The 24,366-nt window shown below is 48.2% G+C and carries 25 protein-coding genes and 1 tRNA gene; 14 read left to right on the top strand and 12 right to left on the bottom strand.

All coding sequences use genetic code 11. The features are described from left to right. Nucleotides 1-53: 53 nt before the first annotated feature. On the bottom strand, nt 54-986 hold the full coding sequence (locus EKK48_29410; protein RTL35284.1) for a universal stress protein: 933 nt from the start codon (nt 984-986) through the stop codon (nt 54-56). Nucleotides 987-1,507: 521 nt separating this feature from the next. Here EKK48_29410 and EKK48_29415 point away from each other — a divergent pair. From EKK48_29415 to EKK48_29455, 9 genes are all read left to right on the top strand, one after another. Next, nucleotides 1,508-2,806, top strand: a complete 1,299-nt coding sequence (locus tag EKK48_29415; GenBank protein RTL35285.1) for a hypothetical protein — start codon at nt 1,508-1,510, stop codon at nt 2,804-2,806. Beyond that, entirely contained in the window at nt 2,803-3,804 is a 1,002-nt protein-coding gene (locus EKK48_29420; protein ID RTL35286.1) for a hypothetical protein, read from the top strand. The genes EKK48_29415 and EKK48_29420 overlap by 4 nt, the downstream gene beginning before the upstream one ends. A 2-nt stretch (nt 3,805-3,806) precedes the next feature. Next, a complete protein-coding gene (locus tag EKK48_29425; GenBank protein RTL35287.1) occupies nt 3,807-5,297 on the top strand; it encodes a Y4yA family PLP-dependent enzyme in 1,491 nt (496 codons plus the stop codon). Continuing rightward, nucleotides 5,294-6,643 carry a pyridoxal-phosphate dependent enzyme gene (locus tag EKK48_29430; protein ID RTL35288.1) on the top strand — a complete coding sequence of 450 codons (1,350 nt, stop codon included), beginning with the start codon at nt 5,294-5,296 and terminating at the stop codon, nt 6,641-6,643. The genes EKK48_29425 and EKK48_29430 overlap by 4 nt, the downstream gene beginning before the upstream one ends. A gap of 7 nt (nt 6,644-6,650) precedes the next feature. After that, nucleotides 6,651-7,934 carry an aminotransferase class V-fold PLP-dependent enzyme gene (locus EKK48_29435; protein ID RTL35289.1) on the top strand — a complete coding sequence of 428 codons (1,284 nt, stop codon included), beginning with the start codon at nt 6,651-6,653 and terminating at the stop codon, nt 7,932-7,934. After that, on the top strand, nt 7,915-9,138 hold the full coding sequence (locus EKK48_29440) for an N-acetyltransferase (protein ID RTL35290.1): 1,224 nt from the start codon (nt 7,915-7,917) through the stop codon (nt 9,136-9,138). The genes EKK48_29435 and EKK48_29440 overlap by 20 nt, the downstream gene beginning before the upstream one ends. 3 nt (nt 9,139-9,141) lie before the next feature. Continuing rightward, nucleotides 9,142-9,618: a transcriptional repressor gene (locus EKK48_29445; GenBank protein ID RTL35291.1), complete on the top strand. Its 477-nt coding sequence runs from the start codon at nt 9,142-9,144 to the stop codon at nt 9,616-9,618. A gap of 1 nt (nt 9,619) precedes the next feature. After that, nucleotides 9,620-11,071, top strand: coding sequence for an APC family permease (locus EKK48_29450; GenBank protein RTL35292.1), 1,452 nt, complete (start codon nt 9,620-9,622; stop codon nt 11,069-11,071). 205 nt (nt 11,072-11,276) lie between these two features. Then, the gene (locus EKK48_29455; protein ID RTL35293.1) at nt 11,277-11,882 is read left to right on the top strand and encodes a 30S ribosomal protein S4; all 606 of its coding nucleotides are present in this window, start codon (nt 11,277-11,279) and stop codon (nt 11,880-11,882) included. 248 nt (nt 11,883-12,130) lie between these two features. Here the strand turns inward: EKK48_29455 and EKK48_29460 are convergent, their stop codons facing one another. From EKK48_29460 to rpmG, 6 genes are all read right to left on the bottom strand, one after another. After that, on the bottom strand, nt 12,131-12,937 hold the full coding sequence (locus tag EKK48_29460) for a hypothetical protein (GenBank protein ID RTL35294.1): 807 nt from the start codon (nt 12,935-12,937) through the stop codon (nt 12,131-12,133). A gap of 1,022 nt (nt 12,938-13,959) precedes the next feature. Further along, complete coding sequence (gene rpsR, locus EKK48_29465) at nt 13,960-14,277, bottom strand: 30S ribosomal protein S18 (GenBank protein RTL35295.1); 318 nt, start codon at nt 14,275-14,277, stop codon at nt 13,960-13,962. Beyond that, entirely contained in the window at nt 14,208-15,185 is a 978-nt protein-coding gene (locus EKK48_29470; protein RTL35296.1) for a sel1 repeat family protein, read from the bottom strand. Before EKK48_29470 ends, rpsR begins: the two co-directional genes overlap by 70 nt. Next, nucleotides 15,182-16,426 (bottom strand): GTP-binding protein, encoded by a 1,245-nt coding sequence (locus tag EKK48_29475; protein RTL35297.1) that lies wholly within the window; start codon nt 16,424-16,426, stop codon nt 15,182-15,184. Before EKK48_29475 ends, EKK48_29470 begins: the two co-directional genes overlap by 4 nt. A gap of 3 nt (nt 16,427-16,429) precedes the next feature. Beyond that, entirely contained in the window at nt 16,430-17,680 is a 1,251-nt protein-coding gene (locus EKK48_29480) for a GTP-binding protein (protein RTL35298.1), read from the bottom strand. A gap of 21 nt (nt 17,681-17,701) precedes the next feature. Then, complete coding sequence (gene rpmG, locus EKK48_29485; GenBank protein RTL35299.1) at nt 17,702-17,869, bottom strand: 50S ribosomal protein L33; 168 nt, start codon at nt 17,867-17,869, stop codon at nt 17,702-17,704. A 126-nt stretch (nt 17,870-17,995) separates the two neighbouring features. On the opposite strand from rpmG, the gene EKK48_29490 reads away from it, so the two are divergent. After that, nucleotides 17,996-18,367 (top strand): transcriptional repressor, encoded by a 372-nt coding sequence (locus EKK48_29490; protein RTL35300.1) that lies wholly within the window; start codon nt 17,996-17,998, stop codon nt 18,365-18,367. A 43-nt stretch (nt 18,368-18,410) separates the two neighbouring features. After that, on the top strand, nt 18,411-19,628 hold the full coding sequence (locus EKK48_29495; GenBank protein RTL35301.1) for a hypothetical protein: 1,218 nt from the start codon (nt 18,411-18,413) through the stop codon (nt 19,626-19,628). Here the strand turns inward: EKK48_29495 and EKK48_29500 are convergent. After that, nucleotides 19,625-19,870 (bottom strand): hypothetical protein, encoded by a 246-nt coding sequence (locus EKK48_29500; protein ID RTL35302.1) that lies wholly within the window; start codon nt 19,868-19,870, stop codon nt 19,625-19,627. The two genes, EKK48_29495 and EKK48_29500, sit on opposite strands and share 4 nt — an antisense overlap. Then, nucleotides 19,864-20,946 carry a hypothetical protein gene (locus EKK48_29505; GenBank protein ID RTL35303.1) on the bottom strand — a complete coding sequence of 361 codons (1,083 nt, stop codon included), beginning with the start codon at nt 20,944-20,946 and terminating at the stop codon, nt 19,864-19,866. Before EKK48_29505 ends, EKK48_29500 begins: the two co-directional genes overlap by 7 nt. 270 nt (nt 20,947-21,216) lie before the next feature. Here EKK48_29505 and EKK48_29510 point away from each other — a divergent pair, with 270 nt between their 5' ends. Beyond that, nucleotides 21,217-21,636 carry a MerC domain-containing protein gene (locus tag EKK48_29510; protein ID RTL35304.1) on the top strand — a complete coding sequence of 140 codons (420 nt, stop codon included), beginning with the start codon at nt 21,217-21,219 and terminating at the stop codon, nt 21,634-21,636. Here the strand turns inward: EKK48_29510 and EKK48_29515 are convergent. Then, nucleotides 21,627-21,902 (bottom strand): hypothetical protein, encoded by a 276-nt coding sequence (locus EKK48_29515; GenBank protein ID RTL35305.1) that lies wholly within the window; start codon nt 21,900-21,902, stop codon nt 21,627-21,629. The two genes, EKK48_29510 and EKK48_29515, sit on opposite strands and share 10 nt — an antisense overlap. Before the next feature lie 323 nt (nt 21,903-22,225). On the opposite strand from EKK48_29515, the gene EKK48_29520 reads away from it, so the two are divergent. Together EKK48_29520 and EKK48_29525 are read left to right on the top strand one after the other, a co-directional pair. Next, the gene (locus tag EKK48_29520) at nt 22,226-22,567 is read left to right on the top strand and encodes a hypothetical protein (GenBank protein RTL35306.1); all 342 of its coding nucleotides are present in this window, start codon (nt 22,226-22,228) and stop codon (nt 22,565-22,567) included. Nucleotides 22,568-22,571: 4 nt separating this feature from the next. Next, the gene (locus EKK48_29525) at nt 22,572-22,901 is read left to right on the top strand and encodes a transcriptional regulator (GenBank protein ID RTL35307.1); all 330 of its coding nucleotides are present in this window, start codon (nt 22,572-22,574) and stop codon (nt 22,899-22,901) included. A 378-nt stretch (nt 22,902-23,279) separates the two neighbouring features. Here EKK48_29525 and EKK48_29530 read toward each other — a convergent pair. Together EKK48_29530 and EKK48_29535 are read right to left on the bottom strand one after the other, a co-directional pair. Next, nucleotides 23,280-23,356, bottom strand: a tRNA-Asp gene (locus tag EKK48_29530). Nucleotides 23,357-23,712: 356 nt separating this feature from the next. Beyond that, nucleotides 23,713-24,186: an SRPBCC domain-containing protein gene (locus tag EKK48_29535; GenBank protein ID RTL35308.1), complete on the bottom strand. Its 474-nt coding sequence runs from the start codon at nt 24,184-24,186 to the stop codon at nt 23,713-23,715. Nucleotides 24,187-24,366 lie beyond the last annotated feature (180 nt).

The raw sequence follows: 24,366 nt of genomic DNA on the forward strand, positions 1-24,366 counted from the left end.
CGGAGCTATCAAGCATCGTCAAAGCTGAACCTACGAGATTATCGGATGAACCATCAACGAAATCTGCTCATCTCGTGCGCCCTCACAACCTTCACGCAGCAGCGCGAAAAACAGGCAATCCGTTTCGCCACCGAGCCGATTGCGCTGTCTATGTGCAGTTGTTCGCTGTGAGCGCCAATGACGATGAGATCAGCTAGAAAATCTTCCGCAAGCTCAAGAATAGACTCGGCGGCATAACCCTCCAGGACGTGCCCAATTATGGCGTTGTTGGGCATCATCTCTCTCAAACGCTCAACATGGCTGTCGAGAGCGCCTTGCGCCGCAGCTATAGCCTGTGCCTTTAACTCATTGGCTTTCTTTTGATGGAATATTTGCAATGCGCCAATCTTGTCTTCAATAGTGTTGAGGACGCTCACCAGAGCAAACTCCTGATGAGGAGCCCAGGCACTATGCGCAACCCAATCGAGTGCCGCCCGCGAGTGATCTGAACCGTCATAACAGACGATAATTCGACGCTGATCGTGCCACGCTTTCCCGGACCGATTCAGTAATCGTATTACTTCCATGGAACACGGAGTTTTTTCAATGACCTGCGCAGTAACGCTGCCGAGCGCATAAAGCTGTACATTGCGCCGTCCATGCGAACCCATGATGATTAGCTGCGCACCCCAGCGATGTGCTGTTTCAACAATTTGCGTGGCTGGATGTCCGTAACCGACAGCAGAACTTACAGTCACTTCGGGCAGAGAACGACGCAATCCATCGCATTTGCGCTGGAGCATGCAAATCACTTCTCGTTCCTGTTCCTCTTTCAACCGGCGTAACTTTTGCTCATCAGGCACAGCTAGAACCTTTCCGAGCTTGTCGTAATCATTGACTACCGAGTACAGCAGAATCTCAGTGCGCGCCGGCCAATGCCTCGCACCAACAGATATAAGAGCCGCCTCTGAATAACTTGAATCGTCGAGTGGTACCAAAACCTTCATGACGCCTGCTTCCCTGCTTCCTGGTTACCGTGTGATTTCTATCTTTCGAACGACTTCACTTCTGTTCTCATGAGTAGAAATGCAATCATTGAACCGACTCATTGGTTAGTGTGATTCCAGCTTGTCACAACAGGTGCTGCTCGGAATCGACCACGAGGATAGTTGGAGACCTATATAGTGACGCCCGGTATCACCCAACAGGTTGATTTGCGGTCAAAGCAAGTTTTCATTCATCAGCCGAAAGAATGATGCGCGGTCAAACCGCATCATTCGCGTTGGATTCGCTTGCATTGAATCCAAAACAAAACATATTTCTTAACCAAGAGGCAAAAGGTTCGCCTTGCCTTTGAACTTCCACAATCCTTCTAAATGATAATGGATTCTCCATATCGTTAACAGATATCAACATCACAGTTTTGCCCACTGAAGCTGTCTTTCAGCGAAGAATGAGAAATGGTTAAACGATAATGAAAACGGTTTTCATTATATAATTGACAACGTATTCCAGCCAGGTTTACCGGATGTCTTCTTTCCTCACCGCTCATATAGGGCGGGTAGTTTCACCGCAAAAAATTTGCAGCACCTCATCTGCGTCCTGCCAGCCAGTTGCCTTAGATGACATGAGGCGAACATCTACCGAGTGGATCTGGAGTGCCATCTACGAACCACGCATAGCAAGTCTTGAGGGCTACCTGAAGCGACCTGCCCCCTGCTTGTTCCCCGGTCAATGGCCGGCACTTTTGCCTACTGGAACAAACAACCATTTCGCACTTGATCGAGCACGAGCACTGGCAGGCGATCAGTTTTTTGCAGACAGAGAACCTTTCAAAGGTGTCGTTACAAACACTGACATAAATTCATGGAACTGGCAGTTTCTCAAAAGGCAGCAATTCAAAGAAGTGTCTTGTCAATCAGAGTCAGTGAATGTTGCGGAGTCCAAAATTTTGCACCTGGTGCAGAAAGTGCAAGACGTGTCTTCACTGCAAAGTCTTTTTAATTTGATTCATTCGTGCTGGTCAAGCGTAGAGTTTGTCAACTATCCAAATTCAGCTCTGCAGATAGCCCTAACTACACTCAGCCAAAGTTCCAGGCGAACACTCCAGGTTGCATTCGAGCTCGAGGAGTTTGCCAGTTATTGTGCATTGCGTTCGAATTACTTGCCAATGCAGTCCACGCTTTTTGAAGGAAAGTGGGTCGATATCGGATATCAAGACCCTGCCGAAATTCGAGCATCCGAAAGATGCATAGCAAAGAAAGTTTTGTCCGAACTCGAAAATTTGCCTCTTGGGAAAACGGCACCGCTGCTGGTGAATGAATTCGACTACATAGCAGATGGCAATCACAGGCTCACCGCGTCCCGGGTTTGGAACGCTCTGCACGCAGCAAACGATGAACTCTGGGAGCCGGGCAACGTCCATTTTGAAGAAAAACTGTTTCGTTTCTTCAACAAAAACGCATCAGTTAAAAGCGATTTGACCGCATCAAATGCACTTGAGAGTCTATCCGAGATTCTGAATGAAGAGGAGAGCAAGCAGAGAATCAACAACCTGAAAAGAATGATTGGCTCGCATGTAATTCGTAGAATACCCATTCTGCCGGTGCTGTCGTATAGCGGAGTGGCGATCGATAGGCGACTCTATGAAAACGGCGGCGTCGCGTGCCGTTTCAATCCTTCTCATTATCAAATCCTGAAAGAGGATCCCTCGACCTGTTTAGCGGCAAAAGCTTGTTACCACAGGACAGACACTCTGCCGCTGCCATTGTTTTATGTGCTCGAGGCGCGACAAAAAGATTTCAGCGATAAGTGGGAGGACAAATGAGATTTGCATTTTTAGGTAAAGGTGGCTCAGGCAAAACCACTGTCACAGCCAGCTTTATTAGACATCTTTTGAGCAAAGACTATGACGTTTTGGCGATAGACGCAGATGTAAACGTACACCTGGCCGAGGCACTGAATGTCGAGTTGGCAGGAGCCTGCCCGTTTTTGTCCGAGTCGGTGAATGATCTTATAGAGCATTTGATAGGAACGCGGTCGGACCTGAACGGACGACCTCTATTAGGGTCGACTCCTCCAGCTAGAGGCTCACGCCTGATTCAGGCAAACAAAAATGAGCCGGTCCTGAGGCGATTCGCGTTGCAGAGAGATGGTTTGAGTCTAATTCGTGTGGGTAACTACAACGAAGCTGACGTGGGCGATTCTTGTTATCACAGCAAGCTATCCAGTTTGGCGGTATTTCTGCATCACCTGGTAGATAGTGATGAAGAATTCGTGGTCGCCGACACGACAGCCGGCACTGATAACGTTGCCACTTCTCTAGCCTTTGCTTACGACGTAAATATCTTTGTTGTAGAACCGACTGCAAAGTCGCTCAGTGTCTACCAGGACTTTATGCGAATTGCACCAGAGTCGATTAAAGAGCACACGTATGTGGTCGGCAACAAAATCGAGCACCACGATGATGAGCTCTTTATTCAGAAAACTACCGGTAAGTCTTACCTTGGCGCCCTCCCCTACTCTCGAGCGCTGAAACAATTCGAGCAGGGTAACAGCGAAAAATTGATCGAATTTCAAGCTCAACTTGAGGAGACTTTATCGAATGTCTTCCAGGTTGCCAGTCGACACAAACGAAACTGGTCCACATATCTCTCCAGGCTGAAAGCAGTGCATAAACAGGTGGCGTCAGATTGGGCTAACGCAATGTACGGATGTGATCTGGTTTCTGGACTTGACGATCACTTTAGTTATGAAGCTGCCTTGAGCGAAATGACTGCAGTAGCATTGCCAACGCCAGCTCTTTCCAGCACCACAGGTAACTGAAGATGCCTGTAGAAACTAGCGCGAAAATCGCCAAAGAAAGCAGTCTCAAGTTGACGGCTCGCTTGCACGACGAAATCGCTTCGTTCTTATCTACGAAGAAAATTTTTGAACTTGTAAATGCGCTGGGAAGTCCGCTTAACGTGCTGTTTCCAACGCTGTTAGACGAAAACGTCGCTTCTTTCAGAAAGATCTTCGAAAAGCATGGTCTTTCTGGCCGAATCTATTTCGCCCACAAGGCGAATAGATCGGATGCAATTCCCCGGCAACTGGCAACAACAGCAAGTTACATAGATGTGTCTTCCGTAAATGAACTGAGACATGCATTAGGTAGCGGATTTGAAGCGTCACGTATTCAAGCGACCGGACCAAAAAACTCAGAATTCATGCATCTGTGCCTTCAGCACAACATCGTCATCGCAGTAGATAGCTTGCAAGAATTGGACACATTGATCGACCTGGCTTACAGAGCAGGTACGACGAAGAAGACTCGCGTTTTACTTCGTGTAAGCGGCTTTAAAAATAGACAGGCAAAGCATCAAGGCAAAGCAAGTCGTTTCGGTATCAGGTTTGATCGCGTAGATGAGGCGCTCACTACTCTCTCGGCCCATGGTGATAAGTTCAGTTTATTAGGATTCTCATTTCATCTCGATACGGTGAGCGCACTGGAGAAAGCAGTGGCTCTGGAAAGCTGTCTGCAGCTTGTCGAGAACGCAATCGAATTCGATTTCAATCCGAGCGTAATCAACATCGGTGGCGGCTTCAAGGTGAATTACATCGAGAACGGCAATGATTGGAGCGAGTACACATCTGCCATGAGAGAAGCGGCGCTCGGATCGCGGCCGCCTTTCACCTGGCAGGGAAGCACCTTTGGACTTTATCCCGATAAAGGTGTGTTGCGTGGAAGCTTCAACACTTACAGTTTTTATGACTCGTCTGCTGGTCCTGCGTTTATGGATGAAATTCTTTGCCATCAATGTGAAAGTACTGGTACATCAATTGCTAATTTCTTGCGAGAGAATGGTATTGAGCTCTGGATCGAGCCTGGCAGAGCACTTTTGGACCAGGTCGGAATTACAATAGCAAAGGTCAACTCACTGAAAGAATCTTCAACTGGCGACGTACTTGTCTGCTTGAACATGAAGCGTCAGGATATTTGCTTTATCGATCAGGAAATTTTTCTCGACCCGATTGTCGTCTATCAAGAGGATCGTTTTTCTGTAGAAGACGAGATCGGCGTCTATTTCGCCGGCAATCTCTGTTTAGAAAGCGACCTGGTTACGAGACACGAAACTAAGCTTTCATCGCTGCCTGAACCCGGCGACCTGGTGGTGTTCGTGAACACAGCGGGTTATTTTATGGATTTCAGCGCCAGTGAAGCGATCATGCACCCAATCGCGAAAAAAATTGCCGTCGAAAGAAACGGCGATTGTTTTAGTTGGTGCCTGGATGAAAATTATTATCCAAGACTCGAAAGGAAGAGCGTATCGAAATGATTGTCAAACGAATTACAGAGCTGATTGGGAACACACCACTGCTGGAAATAGATCCGTCGATTCACGGTCTGAAAAACATAAACTTGTTCGCCAAGTTGGAGTTGTTCAATCCATTTGGTTCGGTCAAAGATAAGACCGCATGGAACATGCTGCGATACGACCTGGATGAGATAAAGGCCAAAGGTCAGATAGTCATCGAGTCATCGAGTGGTAACACAGCCAAAGCAGTTCAGATGATCTGTGGAGTTGAAAATATCCCCTTTAAAATCGTAACCAATCGCGTGCGAGTGAAGGAAGTCAAACAGATTCTGCAGTTGCTCGGAACTGAAATCGAGGAGCTGCCAGGTCAATCGCAATGCCTCGATCCATCAGATCCCAACGACCCTCTGTTTGTCGTGGAAAAAATTATGAACAGCGAGCCCGGACGCTATTTCCATACCACGCAGTACACCAACGAATTGAACACGAAGGCACACGCCGAAATGACGGGAGCCGAGATCGCTCAGGACCTGGAAAGGGTAGATTTTTTCATTGGCGGGCTGGGTACGACTGGCTCCACCCGTGGTGCAGGAGAAACGCTAAAGCAATACAATCCCGCCATGTCCAACATCGGAGTCGTATCGAGTAAAAACGGCTTTATACCAGGCATTCGCAATTCCGATGAGATGTTTGAAGTTGGCTTGTTCGATCGAAATTTCTATCAAGATGTAATTGAAATATCAATTGACGAAGCATTGGATGGCATGATGATGTTAATTCGTCGTTGTGGTGTTCTTTCCGGACCAACCGGTGGCGCCAGTTTAGCGGGCGCTCTGAAGTATCTCAAAACGATAGACTCTCAGCTACCTGAAAGACAGAATGCTGTTTTTCTCGTCTGCGATCGGGTCGAGTGGTATCTCTCATTTTTGCAAAAGCTGCGTCCAGAATGGTTTGGTTTGAGCACAAGAGAGAGTGGTCTTAAGAAATTGACGCAGGAACACATATCTTCTGCAAAAGAAATAACTGCTGATGAGCTGGAGTTGATGGTCTCGAAGAATGAGCCTATAACTCTTGTGGATCTCAGGGGCGGACTGGCATTCAAAGGCTCACACATTGACACATCAGTAAACATGCCGGCTGAAACGCTGGAGGAACTCTTGCAATGGAGTATTCCGTTCTCGCAGAGCAAACCTGTCGTGTTGATTTGTCCCGTAGGCGATCAGTCTAAACGTTTTGCAGCTTATCTGACCGAAGCGGGCTTTGAAAGTATGAGCCTGGAAGGGGGATTCGCCGCCTGGCGTGACAAGGAAAAGCCGGTGGTCAAAGCACGTAAGCGAAAAGAATCCAAAGCCATTTTATCAGTGTGAGGTGCGTATGGTTGTCTCATCCATGCAAATGTTGACGTCGCCGCAGTGTGTTCTGCCAGAGCCTGGCAGATTCACGAGGCTTGTCTCGTTCAGATCCGATTTTCCTATCTTGAACGACAATCCGAGCACACTTTTTTTCGACAATGCCGCCACGACTCAAAAACCCTTATCGGTCTTAGCGAAAATCGAAGAATTCAATCGACAGATATGTGCAAACGCCGGACGAGGAGCTTACTCATGGTCTACGCGACTGAGTCGTGATGTTGAGGATGTGCGCTCACGCGTGGCCAACTTTTTGAACAGTACGACCGATCTGGTTGCTTTTACGAATGGGGCGACCGACAGCTTAAACATGGTAGCGACCATGTGGGGGCTGCATAATCTCACAGATGGCGATGAAGTGATGCTGTGCGAAGAGGACCACGCCTCAAGTGTGTTGCCCTGGTTTAACGTGCAAGAGATGCTCAGCCGGCGCGGCATACACATCAAAATCGTGCCTTTCCATATGCATCACACCGGTACTTACGATCGCAAGAGTCTGCAAGAGGGGTTTAGCGATCGAACGAGAATCGTCTGTTTAAGTCAAATTCACCACCTCTACGGAATGGAGATGGACATCGCGGAATTGAAAGCTCTTATCCCGCAAGATGTTTATGTATCGCTGGATGCAAGCCAGAGCGCAGGACACATCAAGATCGACAGTGAATCGCTGCAGGTTGACTTCATCTCCTTTTCCGGTCATAAAATGTTCGCCGCAAACGGAATCGGCATTCTGTGGACAAGTGCACGCGCCCTTTCGCAGATGTGGCCAATACGAGTGGGCGCCAAAACCCAGCTATTAAAAACAGGTAGATTCGACGTCGACAGACTTAAATTGAGCAACATCGTTGAATGCGGAACTTTGAATCTGCCCGCTGTGTTATCACTGGGAGCAGCAATAGAGTTTATTGAACGCAACAACATATCGGTGATGGCCGACTACGTTTCGAGCCTCACCATCAGTCTGCTAAAAAAACTTAGAGCGTTCGAGGGCATCGAATTTGCTCCGGGCATCGGTGTTTGCGACTGCACGAGAGGATTCGGGATTATCTCTTTTAAGTTTTCAGACGTGAGTTCAGCCGATGTAGGCGCATATCTCGATAGCGAAGAAATATTGGTCAAGACTGGAGATCAGTGTCAGGGTCGCCGCAACTCATCGGACGATCTGATTCGAGTCAGTCTACAAATCTACAATACTGTCGATGAAATCGATAGATTTGCGGAGGTGCTGAATGACGCAGTTAGCAACTAATACGTCCGTGCCCGAGAAGTCAGAGTTAGTTTTTAGAGAAGCCAGAGCGGAAGATTCTCAAAACATTGTTGCTTGCTATGAAAGTGTTTTTGGCAAAGATGGCATTAGAGCTCCGGGCCATGCTCCCTATCCAGCTCCCGAGGTTTTTTTCGAACAGGGTGTTAACCAGATAATAAGCGATTCCCTGCGTCAATTCATGGTGGTTGAGACGGCAGAAGAGATCGCCGGCGGCATGATCATCAGTCACAACAGCAAATTCCACCGCGAATTCGGTTGCGTAGCCGTATCGACGCGGTTTCAAGGGCAAGGTATCAGTTCCTTTATGCTCAAGCAAGCTAAAGAACTGGAACGTCAACAGACTCTGTCTATTAATATCACAGAGATTGTCACTCACAGCATGCTAAGCCAATCAGCTCATGCCTATGCGGGATACAACCAAATTACAGGTTTTGGTTTTTGCCAATATCCAAGAGTTTTCTTCAAAGATCACCCGGAATCGTGCTTGTGGGTGACTTCATTCGAGGGTAACATAATCGAAGCTTTGCGTCGTTCACGTCCCAAATGGCACGCCGCTCAGAAGTCGCACACAACTGGTTATGAAGATCATTTCGGGAGCTTTGAGGAGAGGCTTCTGACAAACCTCGAGCAATGCCGCGCAGTTTTTATACCACAACATTACTTGAAAATCGTTTCCAGGATTGCGTCTCAATTCGAAGAAACATTTTCTTTCCGAATTCATGGCGAGAGCGATAATCTTTCAGAGACGACAAATGGGATCACTGACTGGCAGCTGGACCCCTGCGATGACTATCCTTACGCCTACCTGAACTTGCCCTCGAGAACAATAGGCGAAGAAGAGTTGTTGCAGAAAATTCAATCACTTCCAGCCGGCAAAAGGTACATACAAGCACGAGTCTCCACAAGCAGTGCCGTTGCCATTCGGAACATCGAACTTCTTCGCACCCATGGCTTTGTGTTTCTTGGATGGGTGCCGCTTTTTCGGTACGCGGGAGACAAAGCGCCAGTTTTTGATGACGTGTTGCTCATGCAACGGTTACATCCAGATTTAGTTGCGACTAATGCCTTACCGGGTGAAACGAATGCAGTCGTGAAGTTGCACGGCTACCCTCTCAATCTGACTGGCGATCTAATCGCGACCATCCGCATGGATCTCAGAAGTTCAAAGAAACGATGGGATGAGTAGCAATTGCAGCTGTGCAAGGGATCACTTTTGGCCGGGACAAGAACCGACGCGGAGCTATTGAAATTGAAAGCAGTAAGACTTAGCCGCAGCTGCCATCAAGTACTTCGATATTTGCGAGAAAAGAAAGGGCTTCATTCTGCAAACGACATCTATATGGCATTGAAGAGTGAGTTCTCCGAGGATGCACCTGGTCTAACAACCATTTATCGATGTCTTGAGACGCTCGTACAAACCGAACGAGTGCAATCGGTAGTGCTGGGAGACAGCGAAAAAATCTTCGAGTACATTGAAGACGGCCAACACCATCACCATCTCATCTGCACCTCGTGCAGGACGAGCGTTCATTTACACAAATGCTTTATCGAACAATGGGAAGAAAAAATAAAAACGGTACATGGATTTGAGGTACGTTCGCACATTCTCGAATTGTTTGGGCTATGTCCAGAGTGCCAGACGAGCGCAACCGCGCCCTTGAACTAGCATGGGCACTGCCATATCCGACAACACAAAAAATGATACTTCCAAACTACAACCGGGGTTTACCACAATCGGAGCCTGGGCTCTCGGAGTAGGCGCTTTAATTGGCTCGATGGCGTGGCTTATTCACGCTCCCATGATTGCAACTGCAGGGAACCTGGGCGCAACCCTGGCTTGGCTCATTGCCGGTGTTCTCTCTATTCCGCTGGCGCTTATTCTCATGGAATTATCGTCCATGTTTCCCACTGCGGGCGGACCATATTTCTATAAATACTATGCGCTGAAACGCCTGATTCCAGGCTATGGTGATTTGCTTGGCTTTCTCACAGGTTGGCTCTTTTGGATCGCCCTAACCGTAGGACTGGCAATGATGTCGATTGGTTTGGTCAACCTTCTCGTCAGAACGCTTACACCTGGCTGTCCTTTGGTCCAACACTGGCTTTTCGGTCCGTTCGTCATCGTCACACTATTTCTTTCAACAGCAGTGCTTAATTTGCACCCGGCCAGGACATCTTCAAAAGTATCGATTGGATTTTGTTTGCTCAAGATTTTTATGGCTGCAGGCTTCGTATTGCTTGTGATCAGCTCGAACAAATGGTCGATGCATGAGGCGCTGAAAATTGTAAACCCGGGCGGTAGCAGCAATTTGCATGAAAGTATCGCTTCTGTTCTGATGCTCGCATTGACAGGTTTCACCTTCTTAGAAATTACTGGTTGTACGTCAGCTGAGACATACAACGCCGAGAAAGCCGTTCCGAAAGCAATGATGCTGACGCTTCTGACGGGTGCCTTAGTATTCGGAACGATAAGTTTTTGCTCTGCCGGCATAATACCGCTTGCCTGCGACAACAAGCTGAAAACAATGGTCATCAGTGGTACAGCACTGGAGGCAACATGTCCAGGAATCGTCACATACGTTGCCGGCACAAGCGCGGGTGAGCTATTCTTTGGTTGTGTCATCGCGTCCATTGTTGGTGGCACATTTGGTGCACTACTGGCGCTTGCCCGAGTCGGTTATTCCATGTCTGCTAGCGGACTGTTCCCGCTGCAGTTTGCGAATACTAATCGAGACGGTGTGCCCGTCTACGCACTGTGGTTCCAGTGCTTCTGCGTCATTATCATTGCCTTGAGCACGTTGTTTTTATCCCGCCTGGGGTGGTTTCCTAACGCTTATGTCTTTCTGGGCGAGACCTTTGGATTCATGTACTCGCTGATTGGAGTGCTCTATGCAATATGTTTTCTCAGCTTGCGATACACAGATCCGGAGAGGGAACGCCCTTTCCAGGTCGGAAGCATGAAAGCCGCATGGTCTGTCAGTATCATCACAATCATAATATGGAGCTATGCGGCGATTGGTTGTGTGCAGCCAATCCATCAGCTGACAGGCTTATTTATCATGTTCAGTGGTGTGCCGGTCTATTATTTCTATAAAAATCGCAGTCTCACCAAAATTTAAAAACTCTCCTACGAGACAACGATCCAAATCCGCTTAAGAATTGCATTTTTAAAAGTTGACTTTAACGCTAACGATAATCTATTATCATTAACGTTTGGGATCATAATCGCCAGAAGATTCGATGATTACTTCAATCAAAGGGCTTGAACTGTGCTCGCGAATCGAAGCGAACACGTACAACTGACTTCCGATCAAAGTAAAGGAAATAATGCGATATTTAGACTCGAAAGCAAAGCGCTGCCGCGCCGTTGGAGTGAATCTTTACGGCAATGCAAAATTTGACCGATTGTTAGCACGAGGGGCAAATCCGCCCGGAGAGCACGGTAATAAGAAACACAAATTATCCGATTATGGCGAGCATCTAAAAGAGAAGCAAAAGATACGTTGGACTTATGGTGCCTCGGAAAAACAATTTGTTCGTGCTTACGAGGAAGCGAGCCGGGCGAAGGCGGCGACAGGCACAGTTTTGCTGCAACTTCTGGAACGGAGACTCGATAACGTAGTGTATCGTTCCGGACTCTTTGCAAGCCGAGACCAGGCCCGACAGATCGTCAGTCACGGGCACGTCCTTGTGAATGGAACGAGGTTGAATGTAGCTTCAGCTCGTTTAAATCCAGGGGACGAGATCACCTTTAAAGAAAAGAGTCACTCCTTGATCAAATCATTCAGCGAATCGAACCAATCAATCGTTCCGCAATGGCTTGAAGTCAACAAAACTCCTTTACGCATAAAATTTTTAGCCGTGCCGGAACGAGAAGATCTCGACCAGACTTTTCGAGAAAATCTGGTTGTCGAATACTATTCGCGCTAAATATTACTGGTCTCTGTCGTCCAACAACGTTGATGCCACCGTATTTGGTGCCCAACAAGTCAAATTTTTTTTGCGCGCCCTGAACTAGTTGCGCACAGGAGGTGTGTTAGCTCTTTTGAGCTAACACACCACTGCAATTGAGAGCATCCTTTCAGAGGCCTGAACGATGATGTGCGCCAGATAAACCGTATCTTTCCTCTCCAGTCCTCTCAGGCTGATGCCAGCGAGGTATACGCTCGTGGCGAGATTTACAGTTCGGGAGAGAGCCCCTTGTTTGCCAATCCGTAGCGTGCCTTCAGACCACGGGGCATGCCCTGGTTCATGACCGAGGCCTGCGTCAGATAGTCGAAGTGCCACCACTCGAATGGGTAGTTGACGAAACCTACTTCCGTCATCGCCCAAAAGAGAAGGCGCCGGTTGCGAAGCGCTTCTTTGTGGCTGGCGGAGTCGGAATTCGCCAGTTCCTCGTAGTAGCGCGTGCTGCTGACACTCGATGAATCAAGATAGATGCCGCCCATGTAGGCAGCCTTGCCCGTCGCCACCTCCTCGAGCGTAAGGTCCACGGCGCCACCGGTGGCGTGAGTGGGCCAGGTTGTTGGGTCATCGACGTTGAAGGTGCTGGGGTCGGTTGCGTAGCGGAGTGCAAAAGCAGTCCACTCGGCTTCGCTGGCATGAGGCAGAAGCTGGCGCGCCTGCTCAAGCATCCAGCCCCAGAGATCGCGCTGGACGGCAATTGGGCGAAAGCCATCCAGAACGACCACTCGCATGCCGTAGGAGCGAAGGAGCTCGTCGACCTCCTTGAGCTTGCGAGCGACGCTCTTTCGGGCGTACACGCGGATAAGCCCGGATTTGAACGCACGACCGACGGGTTGATTCAGTCCGTCGGTTCGACTGTAGAACGCATCCGTTCGAATATCGTAGTCAGCCAGGTCGACCAACGGTTCTCCATATTCGGGGGCCGTTTGATCGATCTGCACGTTCTTGTACTCGTCGGTGTCGTTCTGAGAAGCGCTAGGCGGAAGCTTCCGATCGCGAAAATCAGATAGTGTTCTCATATCGTCCTTTCTTGGTTAAGGCGTCTCGGCGCACGAGTCCAGAGAACCCGTGCAACGAAGAGGCGACAAGTGTTGTTGCGAAATCCGTAACCTAACTCCGCTGTGAGCAGATTGGAGAGATAGGAGCCGTGAATGCCACCACCAATGATGATGCAGTCGAGCATAAATGCCTCCTTGACAAACCAGAATGGCAGCGATGTTCATGACCGAAGCCTTGTGCTTGAGCCATGACCACAAGTTTGCAACGCTGGCAAAGACGAGCATCCAGCGACTGCGCAGTTTGAATTCCGCGCCTATTGTCGCGAACATGTAAAGCGAGTAGCGGAGATAGATGGACAAGAACAGAAGGGTAACTCCGCTCAGCCGGGTGCGGAGCTAGCGTGAACTAAGTTACACCCAGACGACAGCGAAGCCCAAAAGCCATGGTGACCACTAACGCGGCTTTGCGGGACCTTCAATCGACTGGGACTTTTCTGCAACTGCATTCATAATTTGTCCCTTTCTCGTCGAGATTTGAAAGCACGATCACATTCAGCAAGACAGCTTGGTCTTTTAGAGGCTGAAACGTGAATTTGGATTAGCTTTTAGGCGATTTGCTTCCCAGTGGAACAGTGCATTGTTGATGATGCCTTGAGAATACAAAAGGCAGTTGATATGAGGCAACGTCTATCACGTTAGAAAAGCCCTATTTCAGTTAGTTTCATCCGCCTTGGCTGGTGATTTTCGGGGTACCTGACAGCTTGTAAATAGTCCCATCTGCGCAGAAATGATAACCATTTCCATTTGGCGCGGCAGATGCGAATGGCGCTACTTAAATCCAGGTGCGCTAGCCACGCTAGCTAATGATAATGCGTTATCATTCCTGCTAATGAAAATCTGCATCAACCACCCACAAATGTAAACAAGCTTAGCGTTTCAAGCGCTAACGACCGCAAAAACAACTGGCAGTCAAAACACAGAACGGACCTCTTTTGATCAGAAGTCCGTTGACAGAGGCAGGAATTAGAGCAAGTGCAGCGTAGTCAATGAACACTTTCCGTAAATGGTAAGAGTCCGATTGCGCGAGCGCGCTTGATGGCCTTTGCAATCATTCGTTGACTGGTCCTACCGCAGCCAGTTATTCGTGCAGGCAGAATCTTGCCTGACTCCGAGATGAACTTGCGGAGGAAGTTCACGTCTTTGTAATCAACAAACGTAATTTTGTTGGCAACCAGCGGATCAATTTTCTTGGGACGCGAAGAGATGAATGGCTCTCGGCGAGACGAATTTTTCAAAATTGATTTCCTCCTGATTCTTGGGTGTGAACTTGCGTCTGCACAAAATCGTGCTCCTGTATCCATGCGAGGGCTTGTTGTTCAGCGTTCATCAACTCGGTGGCGTTCGCTGATGACAACAAAATTCCGAGTGACTGTGTCGATGAACGAGGAAACATGCAATTGACGTTAGTGTCTGTGTGCTGAAGGACAAAACACCAGAAAAGTGCTCTTGCTTTATTTTGAAGCGCCAGTGGTCCACGACTGAGGAGCCAGACCAGAAATGCCTGCGCCTCAGTGACTCCGGCGTTAGCGGCCTGCTCAAATCTATATAGCGCCTGACTGTAATTCGCGAGCGAAAATGCCCTCGTAGCAAGATACATTTGAGCACCAGTGTGTCCGTTATCAGCCGCCAACTCATAAAGTTTTTGACTGCGTTCGTGGTCGATTTCGCAAGCGATTCCGTGTTCCAACATAGCGGCTAGTGAGCACTGCGCCTTAACACTGCCAAGTTCAACGGCGCGACTAAAAAAATGAAAGGCTTCGCCCGGTTGTTCGTTCACGCCGTAGGCATTCAGATACATATAACCGAGATAGTAATTCGCTTCCGCATGGCACGCCCGAGCGCTTGCGAGAAGCCATAGACGTGCTTTCCGAATCGATTTACGAACCCCATAAGCACCGAACAAATATCTCACTCCCAGTGAGAAACACGCTTCGATGTGTCCAGCCTGTGCAGCCTGCTCGAGCCAATACCAGGAAGCTCGTAAATGTATTTTGTCAAATCCTCTTCCAGACTCGAGCATTTTGGAAAGACGATATTGTGACTGCCGATTCCCAGCTCGAGCCGCCTGTTCACACCAAATGGCAGAGGCAACCAGGTCTTGCTGACCATATCGAGCTTCTTCATAGACTATCGATAGATAATATTGCGCCGTCACATCGCCGGAGCAAGCTCTATTTTCAAGCTGATGTAGAAGATCGGTTTCGTTCACTTCGTTGCGACCGCTGTGTGCAGAGGGCTGTGCGCAAAATCACTCAATAGCTGGATATTCCATTGCGGAAACGGATCACAAAAGTCCTCCGAACCGGCCTCGGCAAGCAGAATCTCAGATTCTCTAATTAAGCAACTGTCAAGTCGGGAAATCATCCACTCCTTGTCCATGTGCATGCCGATGAAGACGAGCTCTTGACGCCTGTCTCCGTAGGGTTCGCACCAGGATTTATCTATGTCATGTAAAAGCAGCGAATCTTGTGGCCACTTCTCTTTCGGCATGGCAGCCCACCACATCGCACCCGGTTCTATACGACATGAACCACCCGCTTGCGACCAGGCAATTGAATAGTCCATGCGCGTATAAAGCCAGAGAAAGCCTTTCGAGCGGATAACGCCAGGCCACTCTTCAGCGAGAAAGTTGCGAATTCTTTCAGGATGAAAGGGGCGGCGAGCGCGGTACACAAAACTGGTAATTCCGTACTCAATCGACTCCGGGATATGCGTTCCCCGCATTTCTTTCATCCAACCTGGCGACTCTGCTGCGCGATCAAACTGAAAAAGTTCGGTGTGCAGTATCGCAGGCAGTGGCACACGTCCATGTTGACTGCGTACAATGCGGGCATCCGGATTGAGGTGCCGCAACACACGATACAGTTCATTCAAGCTGGTTTTACTAATCAGATCGGTTTTGTTCAAAACAATGACGTTGGCAAACTCGACTTGATCAACCAGCAAATCGCTCACGGTTCGCGCATCATGCTCGTTCAGTGCAAGAGCACGCCGTCTCAATTCCTCCCCTTCTTCGTAATCTTTCAAGAAATTAAAACTATCGACAACTGTGACCATCGTATCCAAATTTGCGACATCGCCCAAACTGTGACCGAGTGAATCAGTAAATGCAAATGTTTCGGCAACTGGCATTGGCTCAGAGATTCCAGTCGATTCCACGAGTAGATAATCAAATTTAGACTCGAGAGCTAGCCGCTTAATTTCCACCAGAAGATCTTCTCGTAACGTGCAACAGATACATCCGTTAGTCATCTCTACAAGCTTTTCGTCCAACCTGTTTAAGTGCGCACCACCTGAGGCTACGAGTTGCGCATCGATGTTTACTTCGCTCATGTCGTTCACAATAACGGCAACTTTCATGCCTTCGCGATTGTGCAAGACGTGATTGAGCAGGGTGGTTTTACCGGCGCCAAGAAAACCGGAAAGAATGGTGACAGGAAGTTTTTTCATAATCTAACTTCTCATGAGAGGTTGGTGTGCATGGGCATTCAAGCTTTCGGAAGGACCGTCTTCATCTAACTGAAAACCGCCGTATGGATCTTCATAAGCCGACCACGCTTCTTCACCGAGAGCGATTTCGTCATCTGTCAGCAAGCATTGGTCAAGTTGTGAACAAATCCAATCTTTGTTCATCTTGATACCGATGAAAACTACTTCTTGCCGCCGGTCGCCCCAGGGCTCTTGCCAATCCTCTTCGATTTGCGTTCTCAACTCGCTGTCACACGGCCAATCATCTTTTGACATTGAACTCCAAAACGAAGCACCAGCTCCGATGTTTGAAGAACCACCGGCTTGAGACCACTCGATTGCAAAGTCCATATGATTTGCAAACCAGAAAAATCCCTTTGATCGAATCACACCGGGCCAGTCTGAGTTGAGAAACTCAGCCAGCCTGGCTGGATGCATCGGCTTTCGTGCTCGATAGACGAAGCTTGTAATGCCGTATTCGATTGATTCAGGAACGTGCTCTCCACGCAACTCTTTCATCCAGCCAGGCGCTTCAGCTGCTCTTTCAAAGTTGAACGAACCTGTGTTTAAAATCTGTTTGGGTTCGATGTCGCCATGTTTCGAGATGATCAGTCGTGCTTCCGGATTTAAGAATTGCAAGATGTTTTTTAGCTCTGCGAGCTGCTCTGCCTGGACAAGGTCGGCTTTATTGACGATAATCACATCCGCGAATTCAACCTGGTCGATCAACAAATCAGAGACTGTACGCTCGTCTTCGGCACTCAATTCCAAATTGCGCATTTTCAAATCAGCTCCCTCGTTGTAATCGACGAGAAAGTTGAGTGCGTCAACGACGGTGACCATGGTGTCGAGAACTGCCAATTGAGAGAGACTGACGCCACTTTCATCTTCAAAAACGAAAGTTTCGGCGACAGGCATAGGCTCTGAAATTCCAGTTGATTCGATAAGCAAGTAGTCGAAACGTTCTTCTTTTGCCAGCCTTGAAACTTCAACGAGAAGATCTTCGCGCAAGGTGCAGCATATACAGCCATTTGTCATTTCAACCAATTTCTCATCGACGCGGTTGAGACTGGCAGTGCCTTGCTTAATAAGCTGTGCATCTATATTCACTTCACTCATGTCATTGACAATAACGGCGACCTTGAGCCCTTCTCTATTGTTGAGAATTTTGTTTAACAAAGTTGTCTTGCCGGCGCCGAGAAACCCCGACAACACCGTCACGGGAAGCTTTTTCATATTGAGTCCTTTATTTGTGAGCTATATTTTCGTTTCTTTGAAGGGAGCGTGCATTCGACAACCCGGGCAGTACTTTCTGAGCATCAAGCGCTCGGGCGTATTTGCCTTATTCTTGGTCGTCACATAAAAGTGCCGGCAGTCATGCTCTACGCACGCCAATCTAATGATTACTCTGGTGGATTTTTTCATCAAAACCTCTTTTTACATTGCAAAGGTGCTAGCCAGATGGGATTTTCCAACTAACTCGGTTGCTGTTTAGTTGATAATAGATTATCATTATCAGTAAAGTCAATTCGGCGTGAGAAAATTCAACGTATGGAAAGAAACACGCAACAACGACAGGCAATCATCGCGGTTTTTAATAAGACAAAACGACCTCTGTCAGTCCAGGAGGTTCTCGAGCTTGCTCAAAAGCGATGCCCGGGACTCGGTATAGCGACTGTGTACCGCAATCTGAAGGTGCTCGTTGCAGAGGAACGTTTGCAATCGGTCGACTTGCCTGGGGGTCAGGTTCTCTATGAGCTACCCACATCCCTGCATCACCACCACTTTTCCTGCTTGAAATGCTTGAAAGTCTATGACATCGATGTTTGCGGTTTGAATTTCCAGAAATTGGTACCCCAGGGTTTTCAACTAAGAGAACATGAGCTACTGCTCTCTGGGATTTGCAGCGGTTGCTCCGCTTAATCCTCAATGAATTGACCTGTCTCCTTTCCAAGGGCTCAGGTAAATGTACGACTGGTTGGTAATCGGCGGCGGAATTCACGGCACTTATATCTCGAACCATCTCCAAAAGGTGGCTGGATTTGATGCGCCCAAAATACTTGTTGTAGATCCCCACGAAAAGCCTCTCGCCGTTTGGGACAGGTGCACTAGCAGCACGCGCATGAAATATCTGAGATCACCTTCTGAACACAACCTCGACGTTGGTACATCAGCACTCAAACGCTATGCGCGTGCCTGGTCTGCGGAAAATTTCAAAGACCAATACGACCGACCTTCACTCAATCTGTTCAACAACCACTGCCGCCATGTCATAGCCGCAGAAGCGCTAGCCGATATGAGGCTTAAAGCCTCTGCTCTATCAATACATCCATCCGCCAATTCGTATATAATTGGCACCACATCCGGTGCAATCGAATCTAGCCGCGTTATAGTCTCCGTTGGAAATGCTGATCATCTCCACTACCCAGAATGGACAAAGGCCTTACCCGAAAAGGCTCCCCTGGTACACGTTTTTGCCCCTGATTCCCAGTCGATTTTAAATGAAAACCGGCAACAAGTTGTGATAGTTGGCGCAGGCATAAGTGGTGCTCAACTGGCTCTCGCTCTGGCGGACCAGGGCGACAAAAACATCACCCTGGTCCACTCTAAACCATTAACTAAGAGGCGCTTCGACGCAGACCCTTGCTGGCTTGAACAGCGCTGTCTAAACCAATTGCGACGCAAAAAAAATTACAATGATCGCCGAAAACTGGTGGACGCAGCCCGACATAGCGGATCATTACCGGATGATGTTCACCGCCACTTGATACTGGCCACGAACGACAATTTGTTGAAGTGTAGAGAGGGAATAATTGTCGAAGCGACATTTGACGGCGCATATATTCATCTTCGATTCGATGACGGAACAACTCAAGCTGCCGATCTTGTAGTGCTCGCAACGGGATTTCAGCGCGGTATGCATAATTCGGCTTTTCTTCAAACAGCGATCGAGAACTTACAACTTAGACACACGTCATGCAGATCACCAATCCTCGACGAATACTTGCGTTGGCACAGGGGCTTATTTGTCACAGGATCGCTAGCCGAACTAGTTGTTGGTCCGGCATCAAGAAACATCATCGGAGCAAAAATGGCAGCGCAAAGAATAAGCGCTGCCGTATTGCCGAAAAGACATCGTTTTAAAGAAGAAAGCTACTTCTACTTCCAGCGTCGAAGAGCTTAGTTGTGCCGTACCACAGATTCGGATTTGCCTTTTGACTTCAGACCCTGGCGAACCGAAGAATCGTAACCTCTGAAAGAATATTCCAACTCTTCAGCGTCTTCTGCGCAGCACTGGCAAATCGTACAGCCGTAGATGGGCTTATCAGGGTGCAAGATTGGCACAATAAATTGTGGGGGCAGACCGTCCGATTGAAGCGTCTGTCCATCGAAAGGTCCGCCTGTCAACACGATTTTGATCAGCATTCTTTTTCTCCATTTGTAATTGATCCGAATGGGTGCTGCCATAAACGCAAGCAGCCGTTGTCATAGCCGATGGCAAGGATGTGAGCGAGTGGATTCCATTTAAGCGAGGAAACTGCATGCGCAGAACGAAGATATGCGACTGGATCTAATCGATCGCGCCGATCGGTGCGCCATATAACAACTGAGCCATCTTCATCACTCATGGCGAGCAGCTGGTCATAGTCATGAAATTGCACGAATCGAATCTGTCCAATTTCTCCGTACAGTGCTTGCGGTACAGCCGTTTTAGGCGCACGATTGTTGAAGCCCCATAGCCTCGCTTCTGAGTTTAAAGAACAAGCAAGCCACTGCCCACCCCAACTCCAGTCAAGACTCGTGGTAGACGGAGTGGTCGTTCCTCCGACGTGCAAAACTACACTGCTGCCAACGCTCCAGACGGAAAGCCCGGCAGTGGACATATAAGCAATCACCGAACCCGAGCGATTGTATTTTAGCGCCGTAGGATAACCCTTGCAGTTGAGCCTGGCAGTTGGAAATTGCTCGCCCAATTTCCAAGTATAAAGACCATCGGCGGCAGCAGAAGCAAAACAGCTCTGTGAAAATGGATGCCAGTGTAAAGCAGTTATCGGCCACGTGTGCTTATCCTGTTCGTCAACCAAAGCACCCGTCGTCGTCCATACGCGAAGTAGGGACGCCTGAGAAGTCAAAAGCAGCGGCAACCAGGGTGACCATGAGAGATGTTCCGTCCAGCCATCATTTGGGTTTATAGTAGCGATGCATTCACCAGAACGGGTGCTCCATATTTTGCAAAGTTCGTCTGTACCCGAGGTAGCGATAAAGTCGCCACTTCCTTCCCAGTGAGCTTGCAAGATCGTCCCTTTATGAGCTTGCCACTGGTTGAGGATTCCTCCACCTAAAGCAAGGATAGCCAACTGTCCAGAATTAGCGCCAACTAGTAATCTGTCGGCTTGACGACTCCAGCTCATAGCCACAATCTTGCCAGAAAAAGCGGCTTCGCTAATGGTTTCTCGTTCGCTATTACGTCGAGCATCCAGCGTGGCTGAGCTGATTGACATAGTTGACTCACTCTTTTGGATTTCTGAAAGCCTACCAACGATAATGATATACCATTATCATTATCGATCAAGGAATCAAATTCAATTTCACAGAACAAACTACCGTCTTGCGGCTTCATTTTTGAACAAGGGCAGTTGAAGGCGGAAGGGCTGAAACGACAATGCGTCACAGCGTTAGCCGCATTATTTCATTAAATCGCTCAATCTAACTTATTGTGGGCGTGTCATTATTGAGATATGCTCGTTTAGCAAAGAGAAGAGAAGAGACTTATGTCCTCCGATTTAAAGAACCATCTCAAAAGCGCTAGTGAATTCTTAGCGATTGCCGCACCGATAATTTGCCTTTTTGACTGCGTTGTTCTTCCAATTTTCGCCGTGTTTGCTCCCTTCCTCGGCCATCACGTTATACACGGGGTCGGAGATCAATTTTTGACAGTTCTGGTTCTGGCTGTCTGTTTGCCATTTTTGATTCCGGGCGTACGCAAACACGGCAACAAAAGGGTTTTAGTTCTTTTCGCCTCCGGCGCCTGCCTGATGATATTTACCAATTGCCTGGGCGAAAAAATAGATTCAGTCTTGCACATTGCTCTCAGCGCAGTTACCAGTGCCCTTATTTTGCATGCAAACTGGCTCAATAAACGACTACTTTCATGCAGCTGCGCGCATCACCATCACAACGCTCATAAGTAATTGGCATTGACCGCCGCTTCTCGTGAGATATCCTCACAGATGAGCTGCCTTTGGATCGGGTCCAAACCCGGCGTATAACAGACAGCGTAAAGATGCACGTTGCCGTCCCACCGCTCGGCGGCACAGGCAACCGATTCAAACTGACCCACCTCTAGCAACGAGATGCCGCGTTCACCCTTGCGCAAAAGAGCCAAAATGCCAGGCTCTGACTTAAGTTGCGATGGCTTCAAAGGACCCAGAAATTCCATACGACCAATTATTAGCATTTCCATCTCTCACAAAGATACTAATGATAACATGTTATCATTAACACTATCAAGTTCATGCAAGCGCTGAGTATGAGTGATCATCGCAACAGGCATGCAACCAAATAAGGTGGCAGGCATTCTCTGAAGATGCAGATACCGAGTAAGACTTCGACCATTCATCTCACATGCTGAATGATAACCATTTTCAGATTTTTCATTTTTCTTATACCTCGAAACCATGACCAGAGCGGAGTTTCAATAAATAACCAGATAACCTGTTTGACAAAAATCTACTTAAGAGTTTTAGTTAGAAAGTACATCCCGCCGGAGACACGAGAAAAATGACTTGCCAAAAACACAACGGACATGACCACAAACATAGCTCGAGCTGTGGACACCAAATCATTCAACATGACGATCACACAGACTTCCTGCATGACGGTCATCTTCATCATGTGCATGATGATCACATCGACGAGCATACGCTCAGCGAAAGTTCGTTTAATAAGACCGCATGTACTCCAGACCATGACTGCGAAGGTCACGAAAGCGGACACACGCATGGCAAAGACTGTGGTCATGAAGCTGTGCCGCACGGAGACCATGTCGACTACCTTGTTCACGGACATCTGCATAGCCCCTGCAAAGACCATTGCGATGACCACGGAATAATCGCTGCTTAAAAAAATGGCTGCAACCGGAGAACAAAAAAGAATTCTAGTTAACCGGCTGAGTAAGGCTGTCGGACACCTGAATGCTGTTCAGCGCATGGTTGAACAAGAAGCTTATTGTGTAGATGTTTTGAACCAACTGAAGGCTGTGCAGTCTGCTCTGGACCGCACAGCCCATCTCATGCTGAAAAATCATCTGGATACATGCGTCGTTGAAGCGGTTAAAGCCGATGACTCAAAGCGAGTTATGGAGGAGCTATGGCATCTGTTAAAAAGTGGCTCAATCGAAGATGAACCCATACCTTTCGAATCAGCAACTTGTTGTGCTAAGAAAACAGAACTCTGAGATTACTGCTGCAGACAAGACTCGCCACTATATGCAGTGCAGAAACCGATCTAAATTTGACGAGAGCAGCACCACCCATAGTGTACAAAATGGCAAACCACATTTGGTGCAGTTTTATAAAGTCAAAATAGGCAGCGGAGATTTGTATCTCCAATTTGAAGTCTTCCAACATTACAGACCTGACAGAGCACAGGACACCATGAGAACGAACAAGTTCGTCTGAGCTTCCCATACTAGACTCGTTGACGTTACCCAAAACCTTGGCGACGAGGGACGATGCACTGGAAACACCTACCAGTTGCCCACTAGGTAACGGCACGGTCACCCAAAAAATCGAAAACAAAAGTCCCAGACAACCGCCTGGGACTTAATTCTAAATGGCGGGACCGACGGGACTCGAACCCGCGACCTCCTACGTGACAGGCAGGCGCTCTAACCAACTGAGCTACGATCCCAAAACTGGTGGACTAGCCAACAGACTGGATTGGCAGTATATCACACGATTTAATTCGTTCACAAACGGTTGTTCAGCGCTTGAGAATTCAAGTCAAGAGATGCCGCTGCGGATAAAATCCCGAACAGTTCTAGGATTCAGCCCATTGCTGACAACGATCTTGTCACTTTTGCTTTTTTGAACAGCTATTTACAAAAGTACGACATTTCCCTTGAACCAGCGAAAGATGCACTCGGGACGAGTACGTTCCATGAGCGCGCAATCGCATTTCCCTCAGGATGGTCGGAAGGGGCACTCGGGACGAGTGCGTTCCATGGCACCCTTCCAAGGCACCACCTACGGCGTCACAATATTAGTTCAGTCGCGATTCGGAACAGCGCCGTAGACGACACCATGCTCCAGGAAAAACTTGAGCAAAGTCACAGCCTCGCCCCATCCCGTTGAGCACTGCATCATCCAGTACAAATCTTTCTCAGTATTTTTGTAGCCGGTTTCGACCACTTCTACGAGAGTGCCGTTTTCGAGCGGCTCCAGATTGAACTTGACAGTGGTGGGCGTATCGCCAGACTTCCATTGAAAAACCAGCTTGTTCGGCGCCGAAACGTCGAGAATTGGGCATTCAATGTCCATCTCATCATTGTTGGCACCGCAGCGTACAAATTTAAGGTGGATTTTTCCGCCCTTTCTAAGGTCTACTGCTGTGCCTTTCGTAAACCAGGCATCCCAGCCTGCTGCAGTCGAGATGTGTTCAAAAACTTTCTCTATTGGAGCGGCGATATAGCTCTCCATCACGATATCCGGCACTTTTACGCCTGTTGCTAAATTCGACATGTGTGAGCCCCAACTTGAAACGAGAGTGTCAGTCTACACCTTTCATTCCCAAATGCTCGTTTCGGGTTGCAACAATTTTGGTTAAAACCCGCATGTGCTCTCTCATAATTGCAGCTTTGCAAGCACAGATTTTCCGTTCCTGCGACAATTAGTTCGAGCTTTGACAACCATACATCCCCC

It is taken from the genome of Candidatus Melainabacteria bacterium (assembly GCA_003963305.1).
Taxonomy (GTDB): Bacteria; Cyanobacteriota; Vampirovibrionia; order Obscuribacterales; family Obscuribacteraceae; genus PALSA-1081.